Annotated in this window: 20 protein-coding genes; 13 read left to right on the forward strand and 7 right to left on the reverse strand. The window is 70.3% G+C overall.

The features are described from left to right. Nucleotides 1–653: 653 nt before the first annotated feature. Nucleotides 654–1,940, reverse strand: a complete 1,287-nt coding sequence (tyrS, locus tag ACIA8K_RS30530; protein ID WP_396065451.1) for a tyrosine--tRNA ligase — start codon at nucleotides 1,938–1,940, stop codon at nucleotides 654–656. A 194-nt stretch (nucleotides 1,941–2,134) separates the two neighbouring features. On the opposite strand from tyrS, the gene ACIA8K_RS30535 reads away from it, so the two are divergent. Beyond that, nucleotides 2,135–2,572 (forward strand): YdeI/OmpD-associated family protein, encoded by a 438-nt coding sequence (locus ACIA8K_RS30535; RefSeq protein ID WP_396065453.1) that lies wholly within the window; start codon nucleotides 2,135–2,137, stop codon nucleotides 2,570–2,572. Here ACIA8K_RS30535 and ACIA8K_RS30540 read toward each other — a convergent pair. Then, nucleotides 2,550–2,717, reverse strand: coding sequence for a hypothetical protein (locus ACIA8K_RS30540; RefSeq protein WP_396065455.1), 168 nt, complete (start codon nucleotides 2,715–2,717; stop codon nucleotides 2,550–2,552). The two genes, ACIA8K_RS30535 and ACIA8K_RS30540, sit on opposite strands and share 23 nt — an antisense overlap. 132 nt (nucleotides 2,718–2,849) lie before the next feature. Here ACIA8K_RS30540 and ACIA8K_RS30545 point away from each other — a divergent pair, with 132 nt between their 5' ends. After that, nucleotides 2,850–3,377: a GAF domain-containing protein gene (locus ACIA8K_RS30545; protein ID WP_396065457.1), complete on the forward strand. Its 528-nt coding sequence runs from the start codon at nucleotides 2,850–2,852 to the stop codon at nucleotides 3,375–3,377. Here the strand turns inward: ACIA8K_RS30545 and ACIA8K_RS30550 are convergent. Then, a complete protein-coding gene (locus tag ACIA8K_RS30550; protein WP_396065459.1) occupies nucleotides 3,374–3,943 on the reverse strand; it encodes a sigma-70 family RNA polymerase sigma factor in 570 nt (189 codons plus the stop codon). The genes ACIA8K_RS30545 and ACIA8K_RS30550 overlap by 4 nt on opposite strands. Before the next feature lie 97 nt (nucleotides 3,944–4,040). Between ACIA8K_RS30550 and ACIA8K_RS30555 the strand changes: the two genes are divergently transcribed. Then, on the forward strand, nucleotides 4,041–4,847 hold the full coding sequence (locus ACIA8K_RS30555; protein WP_396065461.1) for a zf-HC2 domain-containing protein: 807 nt from the start codon (nucleotides 4,041–4,043) through the stop codon (nucleotides 4,845–4,847). A gap of 209 nt (nucleotides 4,848–5,056) precedes the next feature. Beyond that, on the forward strand, nucleotides 5,057–5,536 hold the full coding sequence (locus ACIA8K_RS30560; protein ID WP_396065463.1) for a hypothetical protein: 480 nt from the start codon (nucleotides 5,057–5,059) through the stop codon (nucleotides 5,534–5,536). Between the two features lie 84 nt (nucleotides 5,537–5,620). Here the strand turns inward: ACIA8K_RS30560 and ACIA8K_RS30565 are convergent, their stop codons facing one another. Further along, nucleotides 5,621–6,085 carry a DUF5709 domain-containing protein gene (locus ACIA8K_RS30565; RefSeq protein ID WP_396065465.1) on the reverse strand — a complete coding sequence of 155 codons (465 nt, stop codon included), beginning with the start codon at nucleotides 6,083–6,085 and terminating at the stop codon, nucleotides 5,621–5,623. A 97-nt stretch (nucleotides 6,086–6,182) separates the two neighbouring features. Between ACIA8K_RS30565 and ACIA8K_RS30570 the strand changes: the two genes are divergently transcribed. The 3 genes from ACIA8K_RS30570 to ACIA8K_RS30580 are packed head-to-tail and all read left to right on the forward strand — an operon-like array spanning nucleotide 6,183 to nucleotide 9,568. Then, nucleotides 6,183–6,446 (forward strand): UBP-type zinc finger domain-containing protein, encoded by a 264-nt coding sequence (locus ACIA8K_RS30570; protein WP_396065467.1) that lies wholly within the window; start codon nucleotides 6,183–6,185, stop codon nucleotides 6,444–6,446. A gap of 25 nt (nucleotides 6,447–6,471) precedes the next feature. Next, nucleotides 6,472–8,130 carry an FAD-dependent oxidoreductase gene (locus tag ACIA8K_RS30575; RefSeq protein WP_396065469.1) on the forward strand — a complete coding sequence of 553 codons (1,659 nt, stop codon included), beginning with the start codon at nucleotides 6,472–6,474 and terminating at the stop codon, nucleotides 8,128–8,130. Nucleotides 8,131–8,146: 16 nt separating this feature from the next. Further along, entirely contained in the window at nucleotides 8,147–9,568 is a 1,422-nt protein-coding gene (locus ACIA8K_RS30580; RefSeq protein ID WP_396065471.1) for an ATP-binding protein, read from the forward strand. Nucleotides 9,569–9,572: 4 nt separating this feature from the next. On the opposite strand, the gene ACIA8K_RS30585 is transcribed toward ACIA8K_RS30580, so the two are convergent. Continuing rightward, nucleotides 9,573–11,270: a putative bifunctional diguanylate cyclase/phosphodiesterase gene (locus tag ACIA8K_RS30585; RefSeq protein ID WP_396065473.1), complete on the reverse strand. Its 1,698-nt coding sequence runs from the start codon at nucleotides 11,268–11,270 to the stop codon at nucleotides 9,573–9,575. Nucleotides 11,271–11,379: 109 nt separating this feature from the next. Then, on the reverse strand, nucleotides 11,380–12,165 hold the full coding sequence (locus ACIA8K_RS30590; RefSeq protein WP_396065475.1) for an SAM-dependent methyltransferase: 786 nt from the start codon (nucleotides 12,163–12,165) through the stop codon (nucleotides 11,380–11,382). 350 nt (nucleotides 12,166–12,515) lie between these two features. On the opposite strand from ACIA8K_RS30590, the gene ACIA8K_RS30595 reads away from it, so the two are divergent. Both ACIA8K_RS30595 and ACIA8K_RS30600 read left to right on the forward strand, forming a co-directional pair. Then, nucleotides 12,516–13,709, forward strand: a complete 1,194-nt coding sequence (locus tag ACIA8K_RS30595; protein ID WP_396065477.1) for a cytochrome P450 — start codon at nucleotides 12,516–12,518, stop codon at nucleotides 13,707–13,709. A 10-nt stretch (nucleotides 13,710–13,719) separates the two neighbouring features. Next, the gene (locus ACIA8K_RS30600; protein ID WP_396065479.1) at nucleotides 13,720–15,150 is read left to right on the forward strand and encodes a flavin-containing monooxygenase; all 1,431 of its coding nucleotides are present in this window, start codon (nucleotides 13,720–13,722) and stop codon (nucleotides 15,148–15,150) included. A 1-nt stretch (nucleotide 15,151) separates the two neighbouring features. Here the strand turns inward: ACIA8K_RS30600 and ACIA8K_RS30605 are convergent, their stop codons facing one another. Then, nucleotides 15,152–15,745, reverse strand: coding sequence for an acetoacetate decarboxylase family protein (locus ACIA8K_RS30605; RefSeq protein ID WP_396065481.1), 594 nt, complete (start codon nucleotides 15,743–15,745; stop codon nucleotides 15,152–15,154). Between the two features lie 277 nt (nucleotides 15,746–16,022). On the opposite strand from ACIA8K_RS30605, the gene recQ reads away from it, so the two are divergent. The 4 genes from recQ (at nucleotide 16,023) to ACIA8K_RS30625 (ending at nucleotide 21,145) form a co-directional block, all read left to right on the forward strand. Next, nucleotides 16,023–17,831, forward strand: a complete 1,809-nt coding sequence (gene recQ, locus ACIA8K_RS30610) for a DNA helicase RecQ (RefSeq protein WP_396065729.1) — start codon at nucleotides 16,023–16,025, stop codon at nucleotides 17,829–17,831. 150 nt (nucleotides 17,832–17,981) lie between these two features. Next, nucleotides 17,982–18,833, forward strand: a complete 852-nt coding sequence (locus ACIA8K_RS30615) for a polyphosphate polymerase domain-containing protein (RefSeq protein WP_396065483.1) — start codon at nucleotides 17,982–17,984, stop codon at nucleotides 18,831–18,833. Beyond that, nucleotides 18,834–19,508: a DUF4956 domain-containing protein gene (locus ACIA8K_RS30620; protein ID WP_396065485.1), complete on the forward strand. Its 675-nt coding sequence runs from the start codon at nucleotides 18,834–18,836 to the stop codon at nucleotides 19,506–19,508. Further along, entirely contained in the window at nucleotides 19,508–21,145 is a 1,638-nt protein-coding gene (locus ACIA8K_RS30625; RefSeq protein ID WP_396065487.1) for a CotH kinase family protein, read from the forward strand. Before ACIA8K_RS30620 ends, ACIA8K_RS30625 begins: the two co-directional genes overlap by 1 nt. Nucleotides 21,146–21,188 lie beyond the last annotated feature (43 nt).

Genomic DNA, 21,188 nt, shown 5'->3' on the forward strand with positions numbered 1-21,188 from the left:
CGTTCGTCCTGAGCCAGGATCAAACTCTCCAACGAAATCTAGAGAAAATCTGTCCCGGCAGTTAATCAAAACTGCCAAAGGAATCCCACCAGAAACCACGGACCCCGAAGAATCCGAAAGCCCTGGCCGGGTATCAATCATAAATTGGCACTGGCTTTTCAAGCACCCTGTTGAGTTCTCAAAGAACAACCACACACCGCGCCGTGATCGGCTAAGCCGTACCCCGGCGTGGGGTATTTCGTTCGCATTCGCACCCTTTGTTCCCGCCGGGCACTTGGTGTAACCTACCAGGTTGTTTCCGTATCGTCAACTTGATGTTTCCAAGTTGTAAACCCGAAAGCCACCCGCCCACGTCACTAGACACACCACGTTGTGATGTGATTTCGTTCAGTAGGTTTTCGACGAGCCGGCCGCGGCGAAGTATCGCCAGCGCGCCCGGTTCCCCGTCGCTCGTTCAACGTTACCCGGTCGTTCCCGCGGCGCCAAATCGGCCCGCCTCGCCCGGTGGAGCTGAACTACCCCTCGGCTCCGGCCTCCAGCGAGTGTCTCGCTGTCTCCGTCCGGTTCCCCGTGGGCAGAGAGAACGTTACGTGGTGGACATGTCGAGCGCCAAACCGGGGTGGCTTGACGCCCGTCACACCATCGACCCTAACTTATCCGAGCAGCTCAACGCCCGCGAACGATTTTTTCCCCCGGCGCAGCACCAGAAAACGTCCGTGCAGGAGCGCATCCGCGGGCACTGTCGCCTCGTTGTCTGTGACCCGCTCGTTGTTCACGTACGCGCCACCCTCGGAGATCGCCCGCCGGGCCTCGTTCAGCGAGGCGACCAGGCCGGCCTCCTTAAGCAGTGACGCGACCGGAGTCAGCGTCTTGACCTGCACCAACCCGGCCTCGGCCAGTGCGGCGCGAAGCGTCCCCTCCGGCAGGTCGCCGAGCGAGCCGCGGCCGAACAACGCGGCGGACGCCAGAATCGCCGCCGAAGCCTCGTCCGCGCCGTGCACAAGCGTGGTGAGCTCCAGTGCCAGTGCCTTCTGCGCCTCCCGCGCAAACGGACGTTCCGCCGTCGCCGTCTCAAGCGCGGTCAGCTCGTCCCGGCTCTTGAAGCTGAAGAACCGCAGGTACCTGTTCACGTCGCGGTCGTCCGCGTTGAGCCAGAACTGGTAGAACGCGTATGGGCTGGTCATGGTCGCGTCGAGCCAGATCGCGCCGCCCTCGGACTTGCCGAACTTGGTGCCGTCCGCCTTCGTCACAAGCGGTGTGGTGAACGCGAACACCGGCCCGGCCCCGCGGCGGCGGATGAAGTCGACGCCGGCCGTGATGTTTCCCCACTGGTCCGAGCCGCCGAACTGAAGCGTGCAGCCGTGCCGCTCGTGCAGCTGGTAGAAGTCGTTCGCCTGGAGCAGCTGGTAGCTGAACTCGGTGAAGCTGATCCCGGACTCGAGCCGCGACTTCACCACGTCGCGGGCGATCATCTTGCTGACCGGGAAGTGCTTGCCGACGTCGCGCAGGAAGTCGATGACCGACGTCGGGCCGGTCCAGTCCAGGTTGTTGACCATCCGCGCGGCGTTGTCACCGTCGAAGCTCATGAACGGGGACAGCTGGTCCCGGATCGAGCCGACCCAGCCGGCCACCACCTCCGGCGGGTTCAGCGCACGCTCGCTGCTCTGCCGGGGGTCGCCGATCTGGCCTGTCGCGCCGCCGACCAGCAGCAGCGGGTAGTGCCCGGCGAGCTGGAGACGGCGCGCGGTGAGCACCTGCACCAGGTGACCGACGTGCAGGCTTGCCGCGGTCGGGTCGAACCCGACGTAGTACGTCACCGGCCCGGCGGCCAGGCGGGCGCGCAGCTCGTCGATGTCGGTCGAGTCTTGAATCAGGCCCCGCCACCGCAGGTCGTCGAGGAGATCCTCGCCCACGGCCGGGACACCGTTGCCATCCGTCACGGGCCAATTCTATGGTCGTCGCTCCGCTCCTCCCGGCTCGGCGCCACTCCCGGCGAACGCGGGCCTCACGTGGGCGGTCCCGTCGGTGGGGGGACCAAGCAACAACCACGCCTATCGGTACGGCAGGAGCTCCGCCGGACCTGGCCGGGCGCGTTCCGTACCCCGTGATGGTGTGGGTGTTGAAGAATTCGGTCATGGAGTTCACGACGGAATTGCAGCTCAGCGGGAAGTCGGCGACCGGGCTGGTGGTGCCGGACGAGGTGATCGAGGGTTTCGGGGCGGGGCGGAAACCGCCGGTCAGCGTGACGATCAACGGATACACCTACCGGAGCACGGTCGGGGTGATGGGTGGTGTGTCGATGATTCCGGTGAGTGCGGAGCACCGGAAGGGCGCGGGCATCTCAGCCGGCGAATCGGTCACGGTGTCGGTGGAGTTGGACCAGGCGCCCCGCGAGGTCGAGGTGCCGGACGATCTGGCGGCGGCGCTGGCCGGCTCCCCGGGCGCGAAGACGGCGTTCGAGGCGCTGTCCTACAGCAGGAAGCGCGCGCTTGTCCTTCCGGTGACCGACGCGAAGACGGCCGAGACCCGGGCGAAACGGGTCGCCAAGGTCATCGAGACGCTTGCGGGGTGAGCCGCAGCCCGGCGCGGAGCACCTCGGTGGCCTCGTCCCTCTCCCGGCGGCTCACGGCGGCCGGGATCCTTGTCGAGCCGTGGAACGTGCCGGGGAACAGGTGCAGCACCGTGCCGGGTACTCCGAACGGGGTAATCTCCCACATCACCGCAAAGGGCCGAGATGCAATTTGCACATCCGAGGGCCATGGCGAGTTCCGTGCATTCACCCCGGCCGCTAGCATCGGCATTGGCGGGCACCCGCAAACCGATAGACGTCGAGCAATAGGTGGTTTCCCGTGGTCGACACCTACGAGTACCTCGACAGCAGCCCCGCTGAAGAGGCACGACGGCTGGCCGCAGTGCGTCGTTACCAGCTGGTGGACCGGCCCACCGAGGCCGCGTACGACCGGATCGCGTACATCGCCGCGACCATCGTGGACACCCCCATAGCGTCGGTGACCATGGTGGAGGAGAACCGGATCTGGCTGGCCGCCTGCTACGGACTGGCGGTGCGGCAGCTCGGAAACGAACCCGGGCTCTGCGCGTCCGCGATAGGGCAGGACGGCATCTACGTGGTCCGCAACGCGGCGAAGGATCCGCGGACCGTCGCACATCCGCTGGTCACCGGCGAGATGAAACTGCGGTTCTACGCGGCGGCCCCGATCCGTACCCGCGACGGTTTTCGCCTTGGCACGGTGAATGTGATCGACAGGAAGCCGCGCGATCCCGATCAGAAGCACCTGAAATCGCTTGAGTACCTGGCCGAGATCGTCGCGGACGAGTTGGAGCTGCGCCTGATGGCAATCCGTGGGGCGTTGAGTTAGCTGGTGGCGCGATGGTTCGCCCGGCGGTGGCCGAGCGCGGTGACCAGGTCCTCGCGCGCCCGGGCCACCCGGGAGCGGATCGTGCCGATCGGGCAGCCGCACACCTCGGCCGCCTCCTGATAGCTGAGCCCGAGCACCTGGGTGGCGACGAACGCCTCCCGCCGCTCCGGGTCGAGGCCGCGCAGCAGGTGATCGAGAACGACGCCGTCCGCCACGTCAGCGGCCGGGGCGGTGGCGTCCGCGGCCAGTTCCCAGTTCTCAAGCGCGGCGGTACGCGGCCGGGCCACGAGCGACCGGATGTGGTCGGCGGCAACGCGGCGGGCGATCGAGAGCAGCCAGGTGCGCGCTGACGAACGGGCCGCGAACGACGGCAGCGCGCGCATCGCCCGCAGATAGGTCTCCTGCGCGAGATCCTCCGCCTCACCAGGGCTGACCAGGTGTGCGAGGAACCGGTGCACGCCCTGCTGGGTGGCGCGGATGAACTCCGACGCGGCCGCCCGATCGCCCTTTCCGGCACGCAACGCCCAGGTCGTGAGCTCCGCCTCGTCCGGCCCGCTGGTATGCATGGGAGGCAGGCTACCCGGTCCGGCGGGAACTTTTCTCCCGGCATACGCGACCATAGGACCGGACGGGTGGGACCGGGTGTGCAGGGACGGTGGGGTAATGGGTGGCGGTTGCGAGACGTTCCGGGAGGCGGTCTCCGCGCGCCTCGACGGTGAGGACACCGGGCTGGGCGGCGCGCTGGACCGGCACCTCGACGGGTGCGCGGAGTGCAGGGCGTACGCGGACGACGCCGCGCTCGTCACCCGGATGGCCGGGCTGCTCGGCGGCGGCGCTCCCCCGTTCGCGGGCGTGGACGACTCGGTGCTTGACGCGCTGCCCGCGCCCCGGCGCCGTCTCCGCATGCCGGTGCTCCCCGCCGGCGCGCGGCGTTCGCTGGCGCTGACGCTTCGGGTGCTGCTCGGCGTGCTCGGCGCCGGCCAGTTCATCCTCGGCGTGGCACAGATCGCCGGGATCGCGGCCGTCGGGCACGCGCACACCGATCTGGCCGGCGCCAGCCCGAACCATCTGATCAACGAGTCCGCCGCGTGGAACCTCGCGGTCGGCGCCGGTTTCGCCTGGATCGCCATGCGCCGCAGCCGCCCGAGCGGCATCCTGCCCACGCTTACCGTGTTCGTGTCCGTGCTTGTGCTGCTCTCGGCCGGCGACCTGATCGCCGGCCGGGTGGAGACGGTCCGGCTGCTCAGCCACGCGCTGGTGCTGGCCGGCTACCTGGTGGTGGTCGTGCTGACCCGCCCCAGCATGGATCAGGGCGAGCCGCCGTCCGGCCACCGCGACGGCCGTTCCCGCTGGCGCCTCTCCCTGGACACCGAGACCGACCTGCCGTCCGTGCCGTCCGCCCGCCGCCTGCGCGCGATCCCGGGCGGCGCCGCCACCGCGGAGACACCCGCGGCCCGGCGCGCGGCGTAGGAGGGCCGGCTCCCGTCCGGCCGTGAGCACGAGCAGGCCGGTCACGCGGGTCGGCGTGGTGCGGGGAAAGCTGGTTAGCTGTCCCGCGTGGTAGGCGGGAAGTTGCTTGCGGACGCAGCGCTGGAGGCGTCGTCGGTGGTCGCGGACGACCGGGCGGGCGCCGGGTACACCGGGCAGCCGTCGGTGAGATCGCACTACGTGAGGACGTCATGACTCTGCCGGAGTTTCAGCGGCTGGAGGCGCCGGACGGGATCCGGTGCTGGGGGACGGAGGCGCCGGCCGTGCCGTGGGCCGGCGGACGGGAGGTGCGAATCTATGTGGTGCGGGAGCGCGACGAGCCGGACTTTCCGGACGGCCTCGATCAGGAGCTGATCCGGGACGTGGTGGCGGACCTTGAGCGGTACGTGCACGCGGCGCTCGGCTACCTGCGCGCCTCGTTGCTGTCCGACCCCGGGTTCTTCGGGTTGACCGACGACGACGTGGCCGCGTACGAGGCGCTGGAGGCGCATGAGCTGCCGCTCTCCGAGCCGGATCTGACGTTCCGCACCGGCGACGAGTGGGATCTGCGGTTCGCGGAGGGGAGCCTGCCGATCTGTGAGCCCTACGGCCTGATCGTCACGTTTGACCGGGACCGGCCGGTACGCGTCGAGAATCTCAGCGGGGCCGACGACGTCGATTACGAGAGCTGATCCTTCGCCCGCTTCAGTTCTGCGTCGGAGGCGCGGCGCTCGATGCCGACGCCGTTCGCGCCGTGGCCGGACACAAACCCCTGCTCAGGGCCTGTCGACGATGTGGACAGCCGCCTCTTCGGCCGAGGCCGCGCCGCCGTCGATGCCGACGTCCTCGCCCCACGACTCGGCCTCCTCGTCCTCGCCGAGGCCCTGGTCAGGCGCGACGAGACGGCCGGCCCGGCGGTCGCCGGACTCCTGCTCGTCGTAGAACTCGTCGGTCTCCTCGCCCTCGCCGTCGTCGAGCGCGTCGCGGGTCGGTGTGTCAGCGGACACGTCCGGAACCTCCTGGCGAAGGCGGTCCTCGATGCTCTCGCCCTGGAGCGCCTCCTCCGCGGTCACGCCGAACGCGGTCGCGCCCCGGTAGCGCTCCGGCGGGCTGTAACCCTCGTCGAGCGCGTCGTCCAGGCCGCGGTCGCTCAGCGTGTCGGCGGCGGACAGCTGGCCCTCGTCGTTCTCCGGCAGCCAGAACTCGCGGTCGGCCTGCTCCTGCGTGGGTCCATCGGTCATGGTGATCAGCCTACCCACGCCTGCCGGACGGGATGGCGCACGCCCGCGTGCGGGGGCAGACTTGGAGGGAATGTTCTTAGCAGCTGGGGAGTCTTCCTTGAAGTGTGAACACCTCGCCGAGGCCGGATCGCCGGCGCCACAGACCGGCGACGGCTGTCAGGACTGCCTGGCGAACGGCCGTCACGACTGGGTCCACCTGCGGGAGTGCCTGACGTGCGGGCACGTGGGGTGCTGCGACTCGTCGCCGGGCAAGCACGCGACAGCGCATTTCCACGAGACCACGCACCCGGTGATGAAGTCGATCGAGCCGGGCGAGACCTGGCTCTGGTGCTTCGTCGACGAGGTCGGGGCGCAAAAATGATCAAAATTCAGCGGGGGTACGGGCCATGGTGAACTCCGCGATCCTGACCGTGGACGATGATCCGGCCGTGTCCCGGTCCGTCGCGCGGGACATCAGGCGCCGCTACGGTGACCGCTACCGGGTGGTTCGTGCCGATTCGGGCGAGTCCGCGCTCGAGGCGCTCCGGGAGATCAAGCTGCGCGGCGAGCAGGTGGCCGTGCTGCTCGCCGACTACCGGATGCCGCACATGAACGGCATCCAGTTCCTCGAGCAGGCGATGGACCTGTTCCCGCGGGCACGGAGGGTGCTGCTCACCGCGTACGCGGACACGTCCGCCGCGATCGACGCGATCAACGTGGTGGACCTGGACCACTACCTGCTCAAGCCGTGGGACCCGCCGGAGGAGAAGCTCTACCCGGTGCTGGACAGCCTGCTGGAGGCGTGGCTGTCGACGCCGGAGGCCGCATCCACGGAGACGCGGGTGATCGGTCACCGCTGGTCCCAGCCGTCGTTCAAGGTGCGCGACTTCCTGGCACGGAACCTGGTGCCGTACCGCTGGCATCTCTCCGACGACCAGGAGGGCAAGCGGCTGCTGGCGGCCGCGGGCGCCACCGAGGACGACGTGCCGGTGGTGATCACGCCGGAGGGCAAGGCGCTGATCAAGCCGTCCACGGCGGAGCTGGCCGGGCACGTGGGCCTCTCCACCACGCCCGCGTCCGACTTCTACGACCTGGTGGTGGTCGGCGGCGGGCCGGCCGGGCTCGGTGCGGCGGTCTACGGCGCGTCCGAAGGGCTGCGCACAGTGCTGATCGAGCAGCGGGCGACCGGCGGCCAGGCAGGGCAGTCAAGCCGCATCGAGAACTACCTCGGCTTCCCGGACGGCGTGTCCGGCGCGCAGTTGACCGACCGGGCGCGGCGGCAGGCGCTCAAGTTCGGTGCGGAGCTGTTGAGCACGCGCGAGGTGACCGGGCTGGAGGCGGCCGGGCCGACAAGGGTGCTGCACTTCAACGACGGCACGAAGATCGCGGCGCACACAGTGGTGCTTGCCACAGGTGTGTCGTACCGGCTGCTCCAGGCACCAGGGCTCAGCGAGCTGGCCGGGCGCGGCGTGTTCTACGGCTCCGCGGCCACCGAGGCGCCGTCCTGCACGGACAGCGACGTCTACATTGTCGGCGGGGCGAACTCGGCAGGTCAGGCGGCGCTGTACTTCGCCAGGTACGCGTCCCGCGTACACATGATCATCCGGGCGCCGGACCTGACCAGTTCGATGTCCAGCTACCTGATCGACCAGATCGCGGAGAACGAGAAGGTCGTCGTCCACCCGTGCACCGAGGTGACCGCGGCCGAGGGCGACGAGCACCTCGAACGGCTCACGCTCCGCGACCTGCCGACCGGCGAGATGCGGACGGTGGAGACGTCCTGGCTGTTCATCTTCATCGGCGCGGAGCCGCGCACGGACTGGCTGGACGGCGCGGTCGCCCGCGACGGGCGCGGCTACATCGTGACCGGGCCGTCGCTGATCTCCGACGGGGAGCGGCCGCACGGCTGGACGCTGCCGCGCGACCCGTACCACCTGGAGTGCAGCATGCCGGGCGTGTTCGCGGCCGGTGACGTGCGTGCGGAGTCGGTGAAGCGGGTCGCGTCCGCGGTCGGCGAGGGCGCCATGGCGGTCTCGGTGATCCACCGCTATCTGGAGGCACAGTGAACGTCGGGGAGATCAGATGAAGCTGACCGTGGAGGAGCTGCGGGGGCTCTTCCTGTTCGAGAAGCTCGACGACGAGAAGCTGGCCTGGCTGGCCGAGCACGGAACGATCGAGACCGCGTCCGCGCGCGAGACCGTGTTCCGCGAGGGCGAGCCGGCCACCTGTTTCTACGTCCTGCTCGAGGGCACGGTCTCGCTGACCGCACTGGTCAACGGCGATCAGGTCGAGTTCACCCGCAGTGATCAGCGTGGCTCGTACGCGGGCGCCACCCGGGCGTACGTGGGCGAGACAAGCGAGCACACGTACCCGCACAGTATGCATGCGGTCACCGATCTGAAGCTGTGGGTGCTGCCCGCGGAGACGTTCGCCGGCATCATGCGCGACTGGTTCCCGATGGCCGTGCACCTGCTGGACGGCCTGTTCGTCGGCCAGCGCGCGGTGAGCACCGTGGTCAGCGAGCGGCAGCGGTTGCTCGCGCTCGGCGCACTCTCCGCCGGCCTGACCCACGAGCTGAACAATCCGGCCGCGGCCGCGGTCCGGGCGACCGAGGCGATGCGGGGCCGGATCGCCGGCATGCGGGACAAGCTCGCCAAGATCGCGGACGGCCGGATGGACGGCTCGCGCCTCCACGAGCTGGTCCGCTTCCAGGACGACGCGGTCAAGCGCGCCGCGCACGCGGAGGAACTGTCGCCGCTGGCCACCGCGGACGCGGAGGACGAGCTCGGCGACTGGCTCGAGGCGCACGGCGTCGAGGGCGGCTGGGACCTGGCGGGCGTGCTTGTCGCGGGCGGGATCGACGCGGACTGGCTGTCCCGGGTGACCGCGGCGGTCGGCGACGACTATGCGGAGCTGGCGGTCCGGTACATCACCTACACGGTCGACACCGAAATGCTGATGGGCGAGATCGACGACGCGGTACGGCGGATCTCCGGGCTGGTCACGGCCACGAAGCAGTACTCGCAGCTGGATCGGGCGCCGTACCAGACGGTGGACGTGCACGAGCTGCTGCACGCCACGCTCATCATGATCAAATCGAAGATCCCGCCGGGCGTGACGCTTGTGAAGGAGGTCGACAAGAGCCTGCCGCCGGTGCCGGCCTACGCGGCCGAGCTGAACCAGGTCTGGACGAACCTGATCGACAACGCGCTCGGCGCGATGGGCGACCACGGCACGCTCACCGTGCGGACCGAGCGCGAGGGCGACTGCGTGGTCGTGACGATCGGTGACACCGGCCACGGCATCCCGCCGGAGAACCTGAGCCGCATCTTCGAGCCGTTCTTCACCACCAAGCCGGTGGGCGAGGGCACCGGCCTGGGCCTGGACATCTCCTACCGGATCGTGGTCAACAAGCACGGCGGCGACATCCGGGTGACGTCGGAGCCGGGTGACACGCGGTTCCGCGTCTACCTGCCGCTGACCCCGCGGACGCTGCCGGAGTAGGGCGTCACGTGAGCATGCGGGTGACGTCCTCCGGCGGTACCGGCTGGGCGAAGCGGAAGCCCTGACCGAGGTCGCAGGCGAGGCGGCGGAGCACGGCCGCCTGCGCCTCGGTCTCCACCCCCTTCGCCGTGACCGTGAGGCCGAGGTCGTGGCAGAGGCGGATGACGCCGGCCAGCAGCGTCGGCTCGTCCAGGATCCGGTCACCGGGCCGGCCGTGGAGGAGCTGCGGGGCGAGCTTGACGCCGGTGACCGGCAGGTCCGCCAGGTAGGCGAGGCTCGAGAAGCCGGTGCCGAAGTCGTCTATCGCGATCCGCACGCCCAGGTCCGCGAGGCCGCGCAGCGTGTCGTGCCGGTCGTGGAGCGCGCTGGTCTCGGTCAGCTCCAGCTGAAGGCGGGACGGCAGCAGGCCGCTGCGGTCCAGCGCGGCCGCGACCATGGCGACCAGGCCCGGGTCGGCGAGCTGCACCGGGGACAGGTTGACGCTGACGAACGCACCGGACGGCTGCCACCGGGCGCCGTGCGCGCAGGCCTCGTCCAGCAGGCGCAGGCCCAGCTTGTGGATCAGGCCGGTCCGCTCGGCCAGGCGGATGAACTCGCCCGGCGGCAGCAGCCCGGTCACCGGCAGCCGCCAGCGGGCCAGCGCCTCCACCCCGGCCACCCGGTGATCGAGCAGGTCGACGAGCGGCTGGTAGTGCAGCAGGAACTGGCCGTCGTCGAGCGCACCGGGCATGGCCGCGGTCAGCTCGTGCCGGCGCACGTCGGCGCCGCCACGATCCGGGTCGTAGACAGCGATCGGGCCGGCCTCGTCACGCTTCGCCCAGCCGAGCGCGATCGTGGCGGAGCGCAACAGCGCCGCCGGGGTGAGGCCGGCGGCCGCGGCCTCCGCTATCCCGGCCCGGCCGGTGACCGGCATCGCGTGACCGTCCGCCACGAACGGGTTCGGCAGGGCGCGGAGCAGCAGGTCGGCCGCCTTGATCAGGTCGTTGCTGCCAGGGCTTCCGGTGATCACGGCGGCGAACCTGTCGTCGCCCAGATGGTGCAGGTAGTAGTGGTGGCGGTGGGCGACCGCACGCAACTTCCCCGCGACCAGCCGCAGCAACTCGTCGCCGCGCGCATGGCCCATCGTGTCGGTGACCGCGCTGAACCTGGTGATGTCGAGCAGGCAGAGGCCGACCCGCTCGCCGGGCAGCGCGCCGGTGGCGACCGACCGCAGGCCGTCGAGCAGCTTGGACCGGTTCGGCAGGCCGGTGAGGGGGTCGTAGAGCAGCGCGTTCTTCAAGCGGCGCTGGATGCCGGCCTCCTCCCGGCGGCGGGTGGTGTCGAGCGCGCGGCGCAGGCTCTCGGTGGCGTCCGCCCCGCGCTCGCGCAGCGTCTCGGTGAAGCCGGTCGCGAGCCGGCCGAGCAGCGCGCCGACCCGGACGCCGTCACCGAACCGGCTCAGTCCGGGAATGAGCACGCGCAGCGTCTCGCCGAGCGCGGCCGGGCCGGCGATCCGCGCGTCGACAAGCTCCTCACCCACCCGGTAGCCGGCCTCGGCGTCGAACGGCTCCTCGGCGAGCGCGCCGGTGAGCCGGACCGTGAACGACTCCAGCAGATCGAGCGCGCGCCGGCGTGGCCCGGGCACGAATGTCACCGCGGCGACCGCACGCATCCAGGCGTGCGCGAGACGGACCGCATCCGCCGTCTCGTCGGGCTGGCACATGAGTCGACCTTTCCGCGTGCGGATCTCATGAGGGGTGAGACCCAGCGACGACGATTATGGCCGTTGACGCATTCGGAAATCCACCTCGCTTATCCTTTCGGATGCTTATTCACGATTTTCGGGCCACCGCGACGAGTATGGCCGGCAGTGACGTCTCACCGGTCAGTGGCTCCGGATGCCAATCGGTCGCCGGCACCACGCCGGGCGGGACGAGCGCGAGACCGTCGAGCAACGCGGCGATCTCCGCGGCATCCCGCGCCACGGTCACGGCCTCGCCCGGCAGTGGCGGCGCGAACGCCCGGCCCTGGTCCGGCGCCGGGTGCGAGACCACCAGGTAGCTGCCGGAGACGCAGGCCTCGCCGAGCCGCCGGACGATCTCGCCGGGCCGTTCCAGGTCCGCGAGGAAGTGCAGCACGTCAAGCATCAGCACCGCGACCGGCTCCGAGAAGTCGAGCAGTTCCAGCACTTCAGGGTGGTAGAGGATGTCCTCGGGGCGGCGCAGATCGCCCTCCACCGCACGGGCGCGCGGCTCGCTCTCCAGCAGCGCGCGGCTCTGCACCACAGCGACCGGGTCGTTGTCCACGTAGACCACCCGGGCGGCCGGGTCCGCGTCGCCCGCCACCTCGTGCACGTTGCCGAGCGTGGGCAGGCCGGAGCCGATGTCCAGGAACTGGCGCACGCCGCGCCCGGCCAGCCACCGCACCGCACGGCCGAGGAAGCCCCGCCGGGCGTACGCGATCGGGCGCGCTTCCGGGGTGAGCGTCTCGGCGCGACGCCAGAACTCACGGTCTATCGCAAAGTTGTGATGACCGCCGAGCGCATAGTCGTGAATGCGTGCGGCGTTCGGCACGGAGACGTCGACGCCGGACGGGACCCAATCGGGAAGCTCACTCACGGAGATCCACCATTCCGTGCGTTCTCCCGTCGGTCAAGGCGCAATTAAGGTGAAAAAACGAATTGCACCGTAACCGCCGATGCTCTTATTCGTTGAACGTCTACCGTCGTTCGGTGACGGGGCGGTCGGGGCCGCACACGGGCGGGTCCTCCGTGCCCACGGCGGCACCGGCGGCCCGCGGGAGCGTGCGGGCCGGACCACCGCGGAAGCGGGAAGATCAAGGTTTTCAAGGACGGCCGGGGAACGCTGCCGGCGCGATCATGGCCCTCGCCGCTCGGAGCCGTCCGCACCGCGGCCGGTGCGGGCGCCGGACGGGTGGTGATCTCGGCCATGCGCCCTAGGGTAGGACGATGGCGATCGACTTCACGGATCGGGAGCTGATCAACGATCCCTATCCGGCTCTGGCCCGGCTGCGGGAGAGCGGCCCGGTGGTCTGGCACGCACCCTCGGAGATGTGGCTGGCCGCAAGCCACGCGACCGCGCAGACGGTGCTCCGGGACCGGCGTCTGGGCCGGATCTGGCGGGATCGGGAGCCTGCGGAGAGGTTTGCCCCGTTCAACCTGCTTCATCGGAATCAGATGATGGAGAACGAACCGCCGGCGCACACCAGGCTGCGGTCGCTTGTCGCGTCCGCGTTCGGGCGCGGGCACGTGGCGCGGCTCGGGCCGTCGATCACGGCGCGGGCGCGCGGGCTGCTTGAGGCGCGGGACGGCGAGTTCGACCTGCTTGCGGACTTCGCGGAGCCGCTGGCCGTGGACGTGATCGCGGAGCTGCTCGGCGTACCGGCGGAAGATCGTCATCTGTTGCGGCCGTGGTCGGCCGCGATCGTGCGGATGTACGAGCCGTCGCGGTCCGCCGAGGTCGAGACCGAGGCGCTGCGGGCCTCTGCCGAGTTCGCCGACTACCTTCGTGCACTGGCCGAGGAGCGCACGCGCCGACCCCGGGAAGACCTTGTGACCCATTTGACGGGGGTACGGGACGGGAGCGACAGGCTGACCGGGGACGAGCTTGTGGCGTCCGCGATCCTGCTTCTCAACGCCGGCCACGAGGCGTCGGTGAACGCGCTCGGCGGTGGGTGGGTGGCGCTGGCCCGGCACCCGGAGCAGCTGGCCAGGGTGCGCGCGGACCGGTCGCTGATCCCGTCCGCGGTGGAGGAGATGATCCGGTACGACCCGCCGCTGCACCTGTTCGTGCGGACCGCGACCGAGGAGGTGGAGGTCGGCGGCGTGACAGTGCCGGCCAGCGGGCAGATCGCCGCCCTGCTCGGCGCCGCGAACCGGGATCCGGCCGTGTTCACCGCACCGGACCGGTTCGACGTGGGCCGCGATCCGAATCCGCACGTGGGGTTCGGGGCCGGGTTGCACTTCTGCCTGGGTGCGCCGCTGGCCCGGCTGGAGTTGCAGGCGGGGCTGACGGCGTTGCTCGATTGTCCGGTGGAGTTGGTGGCGGAACCGGAACAGCGGCAGACGTTCGTGTTGCGAGCCTTCGAGAGGGTCGTCGTTCGTAGATCCACACACTTGAATATGCAGGTTAACGGATGTTAAGTTCCGCTTCATGCCGAGCGTCGCCATCATCGGGGCCGGACTGGGCGGGATCGCGGTCGCCGCGCTCTTGCGCCGGGCCGGGTTCACCGACGTCGTGCTGCTGGAACGCGCGGCGCAGATCGGCGGCGTCTGGCGGGACAACCGCTACCCCGGGTGCGCCTGCGACGTGCCGGCGCCGCTCTACTCGTACTCGTTCTTCCCGAACCCGCACTGGTCACGACGATTTCCCCCGCATCACGAGATCCTCGCCTACGTGCGCCGCTGCGCGGACGAGCTCGGCGTCACCCCGCACATCCGGCTGAACACCGAGGTCACGTCCGCGCGCTGGGAGTCCGGCGGATGGCTGCTGACCACCGCCACCGGCGAGGAGATCGCCGCGGACGTGCTGGTCCCGGCCGTCGGCCAGTTGACGAAACCGGTCGTACCGGTGCTGCCGGGCTCGGCCTCGTTCGCCGGCCGGGCCCTGCACACCGCCGCCTGGGACGACACGGTCACGGTCACCGGCCGGCGGGTCGCCGTGATCGGCACCGGCGCCAGCGCGATCCAACTCGTCCCCGCGATCGCCGGCGACGCCCTGCATGTCACGGTCTTCCAGCGCACCGCTCCCTGGACCATGCCCAAACCCGATCGCCGGTACGGCCGGGCGCGGCGGTTCCTCTACCGCCGGCTGCCAGGCGCGATGCGGCCGGCGCGCGCCGCCACGCTGGTGCTGGCCTGGTTCGCGACCCGGGCGATCACCGGGGACCCGGTCGCCCGCACGCTTGTAAGCGCGCTCTCCGCCGCGCAACGCCGCTGGCAGGTCCGCGACCCGGCACTCCGCGCCAAGGTCACGCCCACCATCCCGCTCGGCTGCAAACGCACGCTCTTCACGAACGCCTGGCTGCCCTCGCTCGCCCGGCCCGACGTCGACCTGGTCACCGAGAAGATCACCGCCGTCGAGCCGCGCGGCGTGCGGACCGCCGACGGCGCGCTGCACGAGGCCGACCTGCTCGTCTACGGCACCGGCTTCACCGCCACCGAGCTGATCGCCCCTCTGTGGGTGACCGGCCGCGACGGCGTGACGCTGCGGTCGGCCTGGCGCGACGGCGCCCACGCCTATCTCGGCATGACAGTCCCGGACTTCCCCAACATGTTCCTGGTCTACGGCCCGAACACGAACACCGGCACCACCTCTGTCGTCGTCTTCCACGAGGCCCAGGCCCGCTACATCGTCCAGGCCGTGCGTCACCTGTCCACCGGCGCCGCGCCGCTCGTGGTCTCCCCGGTGCGCGCCGCCGCCCACGACGCGGAGATGCAGCGGCGATTGTCCCGAAGCGTCTGGACCGGCTGCGAGAACTGGTACACCGGCCCCGGCGGCCGCATCGTCACCAACTGGCCCGGCTCCGGCGGCGAATACACCCGCCGCACCGCCCGCCTCGATCCGGCCGACTACGACAGCTAGCTCACCGGGAGCCGAAGGTGATGTCGAAATCGGCGAGGGTGAGCGTCAGGAGGGGGCGGTGGCCGGACAGGTAGGAGAGCGGGCCGTCCGGGGCCGGATCCCATTTTGCCCGGCCGAGGTGGATCGCTGTCGTTCCCCGTACCCCCGTGGTCTTGGGTTGGCCGTGGAGGAACTGGAGGAGGCGGAGGGCGACGGGCCAGCGGCCGGGGATCGTCCGGCCGGGGTGCAGGACGGCGCCGGCGATGCCGGGGGCGGACATGGGTGAGTCGGTGACCAGGGCGGACAGGTCTTTGGGGATGCCCCAGAGCTCGCGGCCGCCGTCGCGGGAGGCCTCGCTGTCGACCCAGATCTCGGTGATCGAGGCGCGCAACCGGCCCCGATCGCGGACCAGGCGGGCGGCGAGCAGCTCGCGGTAGCTGAGGACGCCGCCGGGCTCGTAGCTGACCCAGGCGGCGCCGACCGGGACGCGGCCACCGAGTCGCAGCGGCGGCGCGGTGAGGCCCTGCGGGTGCGGCGGCAGTGCGGCGGCGGGCAGGAGCCAGACCGAGACGTGCATGCGGCCGCGGAGGTGCCACGGCTCCGGCGGGTACGGCATGCGATTCACCGTGTCAGGTGGTTTCCGGGACTACAAGAGAACGTTGTGACCGATCGGGCGGTTTCCGGGTCCGCGGGGTCGGCCGCTGTCGGTGCGGGTCGGTAGAGTCGCCGCCGTGGACGAGGAGTGGCGCGACTGGCCGGTGGACGAAGAGCCCCCGGCCGACGAGTGGGCAGATGACGAGGATCTGGGCAGCTGGGAGGAGGCGACCCCGGCGGCCGGCACGACGGCGCCGCCACCGGATGCGCCTGATCTCACCGGCGCCGGCCCGGCCGAGGTGCTGCGCCGCATCTTCGGTTACGACTCGTTCCGCGGCAGCCAGCAGGACATCATCGAGACAGTTGTCGGCGGCGGTGACGCGCTTGTCCTGATGCCGACCGGCGGCGGGAAGTCGCTGTGTTACCAGATCCCGGCGCTGGTCCGGCCCGGCACCGGCGTGGTCATCTCCCCGCTGATCGCGCTGATGCAGAACCAGGTGGACGCGTTGCGGGCGCTCGGCGTGCGGGCCGACTTCCTCAACTCGACGCTGACGATGGATCAGCGGCGGATGGTGGAGCAGGAGTTCGTCGGCGGCCGGCTGGACATGCTCTACCTCGCGCCTGAGGCGCTCGGCACGGCCGGTGTGCAGCAGCTGCTCGACCGGGGCAAGATCTCGCTGTTCGCGATCGACGAGGCGCACTGCGTGTCGCAGTGGGGGCACGACTTCCGGCCTGACTACCTGCAGCTGTCGATGCTTCACGAGCGCTGGCCGGACGTGCCGCGCATCGCACTTACCGCGACCGCCACGACCGCGACGCACTCGGAGATCGCCACCCGGCTGAAGCTGACCGACGCGAAGCACTTCGTGGCCAGCTTCGACAGGCCGAACATCCAGTACCGGATCGTGGCGAAGGACGGGCCGCAGCAGCAGCTGCTCGAGCTGCTGCGCACCGAGCACCGGGGGGACGCCGGCATCGTCTACTGCCTGTCCCGGGCGTCGGTGGAGAAGACCGCGGAGTTCCTGTCCCGGGAGGGGATCCCGGCGCTGCCGTACCACGCGGGGCTCGACTCGGGCGTTCGCGCGCGCAACCAGTCCCGGTTCCTCCGCGAGGAAGGGCTGGTCATGGTGGCCACCGTCGCATTCGGCATGGGCATCGACAAACCCGACGTGCGGTTCGTCGCCCACCTGGACCTGCCGAAATCGGTGGAGGGCTACTACCAGGAGACGGGCAGGGCCGGGCGGGACGGGCAGCCGTCGACGGCCTGGCTGGCGTACGGGTACAACGACGTCGTGCAGCAGCGCCGGATGATCGAGCAGTCCGAGGGCGATCTGGCGCACAAGCGGTCGCTCTCCACCCACCTGGACGCCATGCTCGCGCTCTGCGAGACCGTGCAGTGCCGCCGCATCCAGCTGCTCAACTACTTCGGCGAGGACGCGACGAAGCCCTGCGGGAACTGTGACACCTGCCTGGCCCCGCCGGAGCAGTGGGACGGCACCGTGCCCGCACAGAAGCTGCTCTCCACAGTGCTGCGACTGCACCGGGAGCGCGGCAGGAAGTACGGCGTCGGCAAGGCGGTGGACGTGCTGCTCGCCCGCGAGACGGACGACACCCGCCGGGGCCGGCACCAGGAGCTGTCCGTGTGGGGCATCGGCGCGGACCTGTCCGAGGCGCAGTGGCGCAGCGTGGCCCGGCAGTTGATCGCGCAGGGGCTGCTCGCGGTCGAGGGCGACTACAGCGTGCTGGTCCTGACTGACGGCAGCCGGGAGGTGCTGGGCCGGCAGCGCACGGTCATGCTTCGCACCGAGCCGAAGAAGGCCTCCCGGTCGAGGTCGTCCAAGTCCACGTCGAGCGGCGCTCCCAAGGCCGCACCCGTCGACCTGGCTCCGGGCGATGCCGCGCTGTTCGAGAAGCTGCGGACCTGGCGTGGCGCCGAGGCGAAGGAGCAGGGCATGCCGGCGTACATCGTGTTCAACGACGCCACGCTCAAGCAGATCGCCGCCCGCAAGCCGACCTCGCTCGCCGAGCTGTCGTCGGTGAGCGGCGTCGGTGAGGCGAAGCTGGCCCGGTACGGCGAAGCGGTCCTGGAGGTCCTCGCGGCGAGCTGATTTTATTTTCTGTTCACCTGCCCCCACCTCGCCAGATACCCGCCGTTCACCCTCCGTTCTCAGCGATCCGCAGCTCGGCTCTGAGCCTGCTTCGAGCGACGACCGGTTTCCTCATGCCGCCGACGTACGGCAGAGGACGGAGGGTGGTCGATGCGCCTCAGGTGGCGGCGTGCGGAGAAACCGCGCGAGCCGGAGCAGCACCCGGACGAGCCGGGGCATTCGCTACGGGCACCGAGCCGGTTGCATGCGTTCAACCGGTACGAGATCAAATACCTGGTGCCGCAGTCCGCGGCGCCGGCGTTACGGGACGCCTTCGCGGCGCACCTGGACCGGGACTCGCACGCGGGCGAACGCGGCTATCCGGTGTGGAGCGTCTACTACGACACCCGGCAGCTGCGCTTCTACTGGGAGAAGATCGAGGGCCTGAAGTTCCGGCGCAAGATCCGGGTGCGGCACTACGGCGACCGGACCACGATCTCGGACGAGACACCGGTCTACGTCGAGATCAAGCAGCGGGTCAACCGGGTCACCCAGAAACGACGTGTGACGCTGCCGTACGCGCAGGCCCGCGAGTTGTGCGACGCGCGGCGGATGATCGACCACTCGCCGCGCGAGGGCGCGTTCCTCCAGGAGATCCTCGGCCTGGTGTCCGGGCTCGACCTGCGGCCGGTCGCGATGACCGGCTACCAGCGCGAGGCGTTCGTCGGCCGCGGCGCCGACCTGGGCCTGCGCGTCACGCTCGACCACCGGGTGCGCGGCCGGGACCGCGACCTGGAGCTCGGCGCGGAGGCGGAGAACCGGCTGATCGTGCCGGCCGGCCTCGCGGTGCTCGAGGTCAAGGCGAACGACCGCGTCCCGTACTGGATGACCGACCTCACCGCCCGGCACGGGCTCGGCGTCATCCGCATGTCCAAGTACTGCCAGGCCGTCGAGGCGTTCGGTCGCGCGCCGCGCTCGGTCTTCCACGTTCCCGTTGACGAGCCGCATGCGGTGGAGGTTTAGGTGTTCGAGGTACAGGATCTCACCGGCACGTTCAGCAGCGGTGACGTCGCCGTGGTGCTGGCGCTGTCATTCATCTTGAGCGCGTTCATCGGCTGGGTGTACCGGTTCACCCACCGCAACGTGTCCTACTCCCAGTCGTACGTGCAGACGCTTGTCATCCTCGGCATGCTCATCTCGCTGATCATGCTGGTCGTCGGTTCCAACATCGCCCGCGCGTTCGCCCTGGTCGGCGCGCTGTCGGTGATCCGGTTCCGGAACGCGATCAAGGAGACCCGGGACGTCGGTTTCATCTTCCTGGTGATGGGCGTCGGCATGGCCGCCGGCACCCGGTTCTACACGCTCGCGGTCATCGCCACGGTCGCGATCTGCCTGGTCATCGTGATCATGCAGCGCTTCAACTGGTACCACCTCGACGTACAGCGGCAGGTGGTCAAGGTGCAGGTGCCGCCGGAGGGCGACTACACCGAGGGCGTGCGGGACGTGCTGGTCCGGCTCACCACCGAGTTCGAGCTGGTCAGCATGGAGTCGATCCGCGGCGGCGCGCTGACCGAGCTGCTCTACACGGTCCGGCTGAAACGCGGCACCGAACCGTCCGAGCTGATCACCGCGCTCGGCGAGCGGACCGGCGGGCAGCGGGTGACCGTGCTTACCGGTTACGACCAGACGGATCTCTGATGCGGTCCCTGCGGCGGCACCTTCCGGTGCGATTGCGGCAGAACTGGCGGCTGGTCGGGGTGTCGCTGGCGTTCCTCGGCGTGGTCGGGCTGGTCTTCGGGTCGGAGCGGATCCGGCCGTACGTGTTCAGCGCGTCCGACGAGTCCGGCGCCGCGGTGACCGAGAACATCGCCGGGACCGTGGACGTGTTCGACTCCGCGGCCGCGCACGACCTGCGGCTCTCCTTCACCGACGACGACTACCAGCGCATGCTCGACGGCTACTTCGACGACGGCGAGAAGGAGTACGTCGAGGCGGACCTGACAATCGACGGGACCGTGGTGCCGAGCGTGGGCATCCGGCTGAAGGGCAACTCCACGCTCGGCGGGCTGATGCGCGACGGGGTGGCGCAGCAGAACCAGCGCGGGGGCGGTGGCGGTCCCGGCGGGGGCGCCCTCCCGGAGGGCTTCGAGGGCTTCCCCGGCGGCGCCGGCCCACAAGCCGGCCAGCAGGGTGGTCCTGGTGGCGGCGGGATGGGCGGGCGGGTCTCGCTTGACACCGCGCGGCCGGAGGAGCTGCCGTGGCTGATCAAGTTCGACGAGTTCGCCGAGGGACGCCGCTATCAAGGGCACCAGGAGATAGCGGTACGGGTGGGCAGCGGCTCGACGTCAAGCGTGATGAACGAGGCGCTCTCCCTGGACCTGATCGCCCTGACCGGTGAGCCGATCCAGCGGTACGCCTACTCGACGTTCGCCGTCAACGACCGGCCGGCCGTGACCCGGCTGCTGATCGAGCACCCGGACGAGCAGTTCGCGGACGAGATCGGCGGCTCGGTGCTCTACAAGGCGCTGTCCACCGGCTCGTTCACGTACAAGGGTGACGATCCGACCGGCTACACGGAGGACTTCAAGCAGATCAACATGATCGGCAGCCAGGACCTGGCACCTGTCATCGCGCTGATGAAGTGGGTCGGCGAGGCGAGCGCGGAGGAGTTCGACGCCGGGCTCGCCGAGCGGGTGGACGTGCGGTCGTTCGCGAGCTATGTGGCGCTGCAGAACCTGCTGCTCAACTTCGACGACATGAGCGGCCCGGGCCAGAACTACTACCTCCGGTACGACCTGACGACGCACAAGATCTCCGTCGTCACCTGGGACCTGAACCTGACGTTCCAGGGCTCGGCCACCCAGGGCCCGTTCGACGCCGGCGCCTTCGGCAGACGCCCGGCCGGCGCTCCGCAGGCCGCGCCGCAGGACGGTCAGCAGGCCGCGCCGCAGGGTGACCAGCAGGGCGCGCCGCAGGGTGACCAGCAGGGCGCCGCGCCGCAGGGCGGCCAGCAGGGGCAGATGCCGCAGTTCAATCAGCGCGGCGGCGGCCCGGACGGCCAGGGCGGGCCCGGTGGCGGACGGATGATGGGCGGCAACGCGCTCAAGGAGAAGGCGCTGGAGTCGGCCTCGTTCAAGGCCGTCTACCAGGAGGTCTACCGCGACCTCTACCAGCAGCTCTTCGCAAGTGGCGCCGCGCTGCGGCAGATCGATGTGATCGCTGCCCGGCTCGCCACCACCGACCCGGAGGCCGCCGCTACCGACCGGGCCACCCTGAAGGCGCTTGTCGAGCAGCGCACCACCGCGCTTGCCACCAACGAGGTGATCACCGGCTGAAACGCCGGCGGCTCCCCGGTCACCACCCGGGGAGCCGCCGGAC

This window comes from Catenuloplanes sp. NPDC051500, from assembly GCF_044454585.1.
Classification (GTDB): domain Bacteria; phylum Actinomycetota; class Actinomycetes; order Mycobacteriales; family Micromonosporaceae; genus Catenuloplanes.

Excerpts from the sequence above, each read along its gene's own strand:
- ACIA8K_RS30565 (WP_396065465.1), bottom strand. The coding sequence starts at position 6,085 with ATGACCGATGGACCCACGCAGGAGCAGGCCGACCGCGAGTTCTGGCTG.
- ACIA8K_RS30585 (WP_396065473.1), bottom strand. The coding sequence starts at position 11,270 with ATGTGCCAGCCCGACGAGACGGCGGATGCGGTCCGTCTCGCGCACGCC.
- ACIA8K_RS30625 (WP_396065487.1), top strand. The coding sequence starts at position 19,508 with ATGCGGTCCCTGCGGCGGCACCTTCCGGTGCGATTGCGGCAGAACTGG.
- ACIA8K_RS30605 (WP_396065481.1), bottom strand. The coding sequence starts at position 15,745 with ATGCCGTACCCGCCGGAGCCGTGGCACCTCCGCGGCCGCATGCACGTC.
- ACIA8K_RS30595 (WP_396065477.1), top strand. The coding sequence starts at position 12,516 with ATGGCGATCGACTTCACGGATCGGGAGCTGATCAACGATCCCTATCCG.
- ACIA8K_RS30560 (WP_396065463.1), top strand. The coding sequence starts at position 5,057 with ATGACTCTGCCGGAGTTTCAGCGGCTGGAGGCGCCGGACGGGATCCGG.
- ACIA8K_RS30580 (WP_396065471.1), top strand. The coding sequence starts at position 8,147 with ATGAAGCTGACCGTGGAGGAGCTGCGGGGGCTCTTCCTGTTCGAGAAG.
- ACIA8K_RS30600 (WP_396065479.1), top strand. The coding sequence starts at position 13,720 with ATGCCGAGCGTCGCCATCATCGGGGCCGGACTGGGCGGGATCGCGGTC.
- ACIA8K_RS30575 (WP_396065469.1), top strand. The coding sequence starts at position 6,472 with ATGGTGAACTCCGCGATCCTGACCGTGGACGATGATCCGGCCGTGTCC.
- ACIA8K_RS30550 (WP_396065459.1), bottom strand. The coding sequence starts at position 3,943 with ATGCATACCAGCGGGCCGGACGAGGCGGAGCTCACGACCTGGGCGTTG.
- ACIA8K_RS30555 (WP_396065461.1), top strand. The coding sequence starts at position 4,041 with ATGGGTGGCGGTTGCGAGACGTTCCGGGAGGCGGTCTCCGCGCGCCTC.
- ACIA8K_RS30540 (WP_396065455.1), bottom strand. The coding sequence starts at position 2,717 with ATGTGGGAGATTACCCCGTTCGGAGTACCCGGCACGGTGCTGCACCTG.
- ACIA8K_RS30535 (WP_396065453.1), top strand. The coding sequence starts at position 2,135 with ATGGAGTTCACGACGGAATTGCAGCTCAGCGGGAAGTCGGCGACCGGG.
- ACIA8K_RS30615 (WP_396065483.1), top strand. The coding sequence starts at position 17,982 with ATGCGCCTCAGGTGGCGGCGTGCGGAGAAACCGCGCGAGCCGGAGCAG.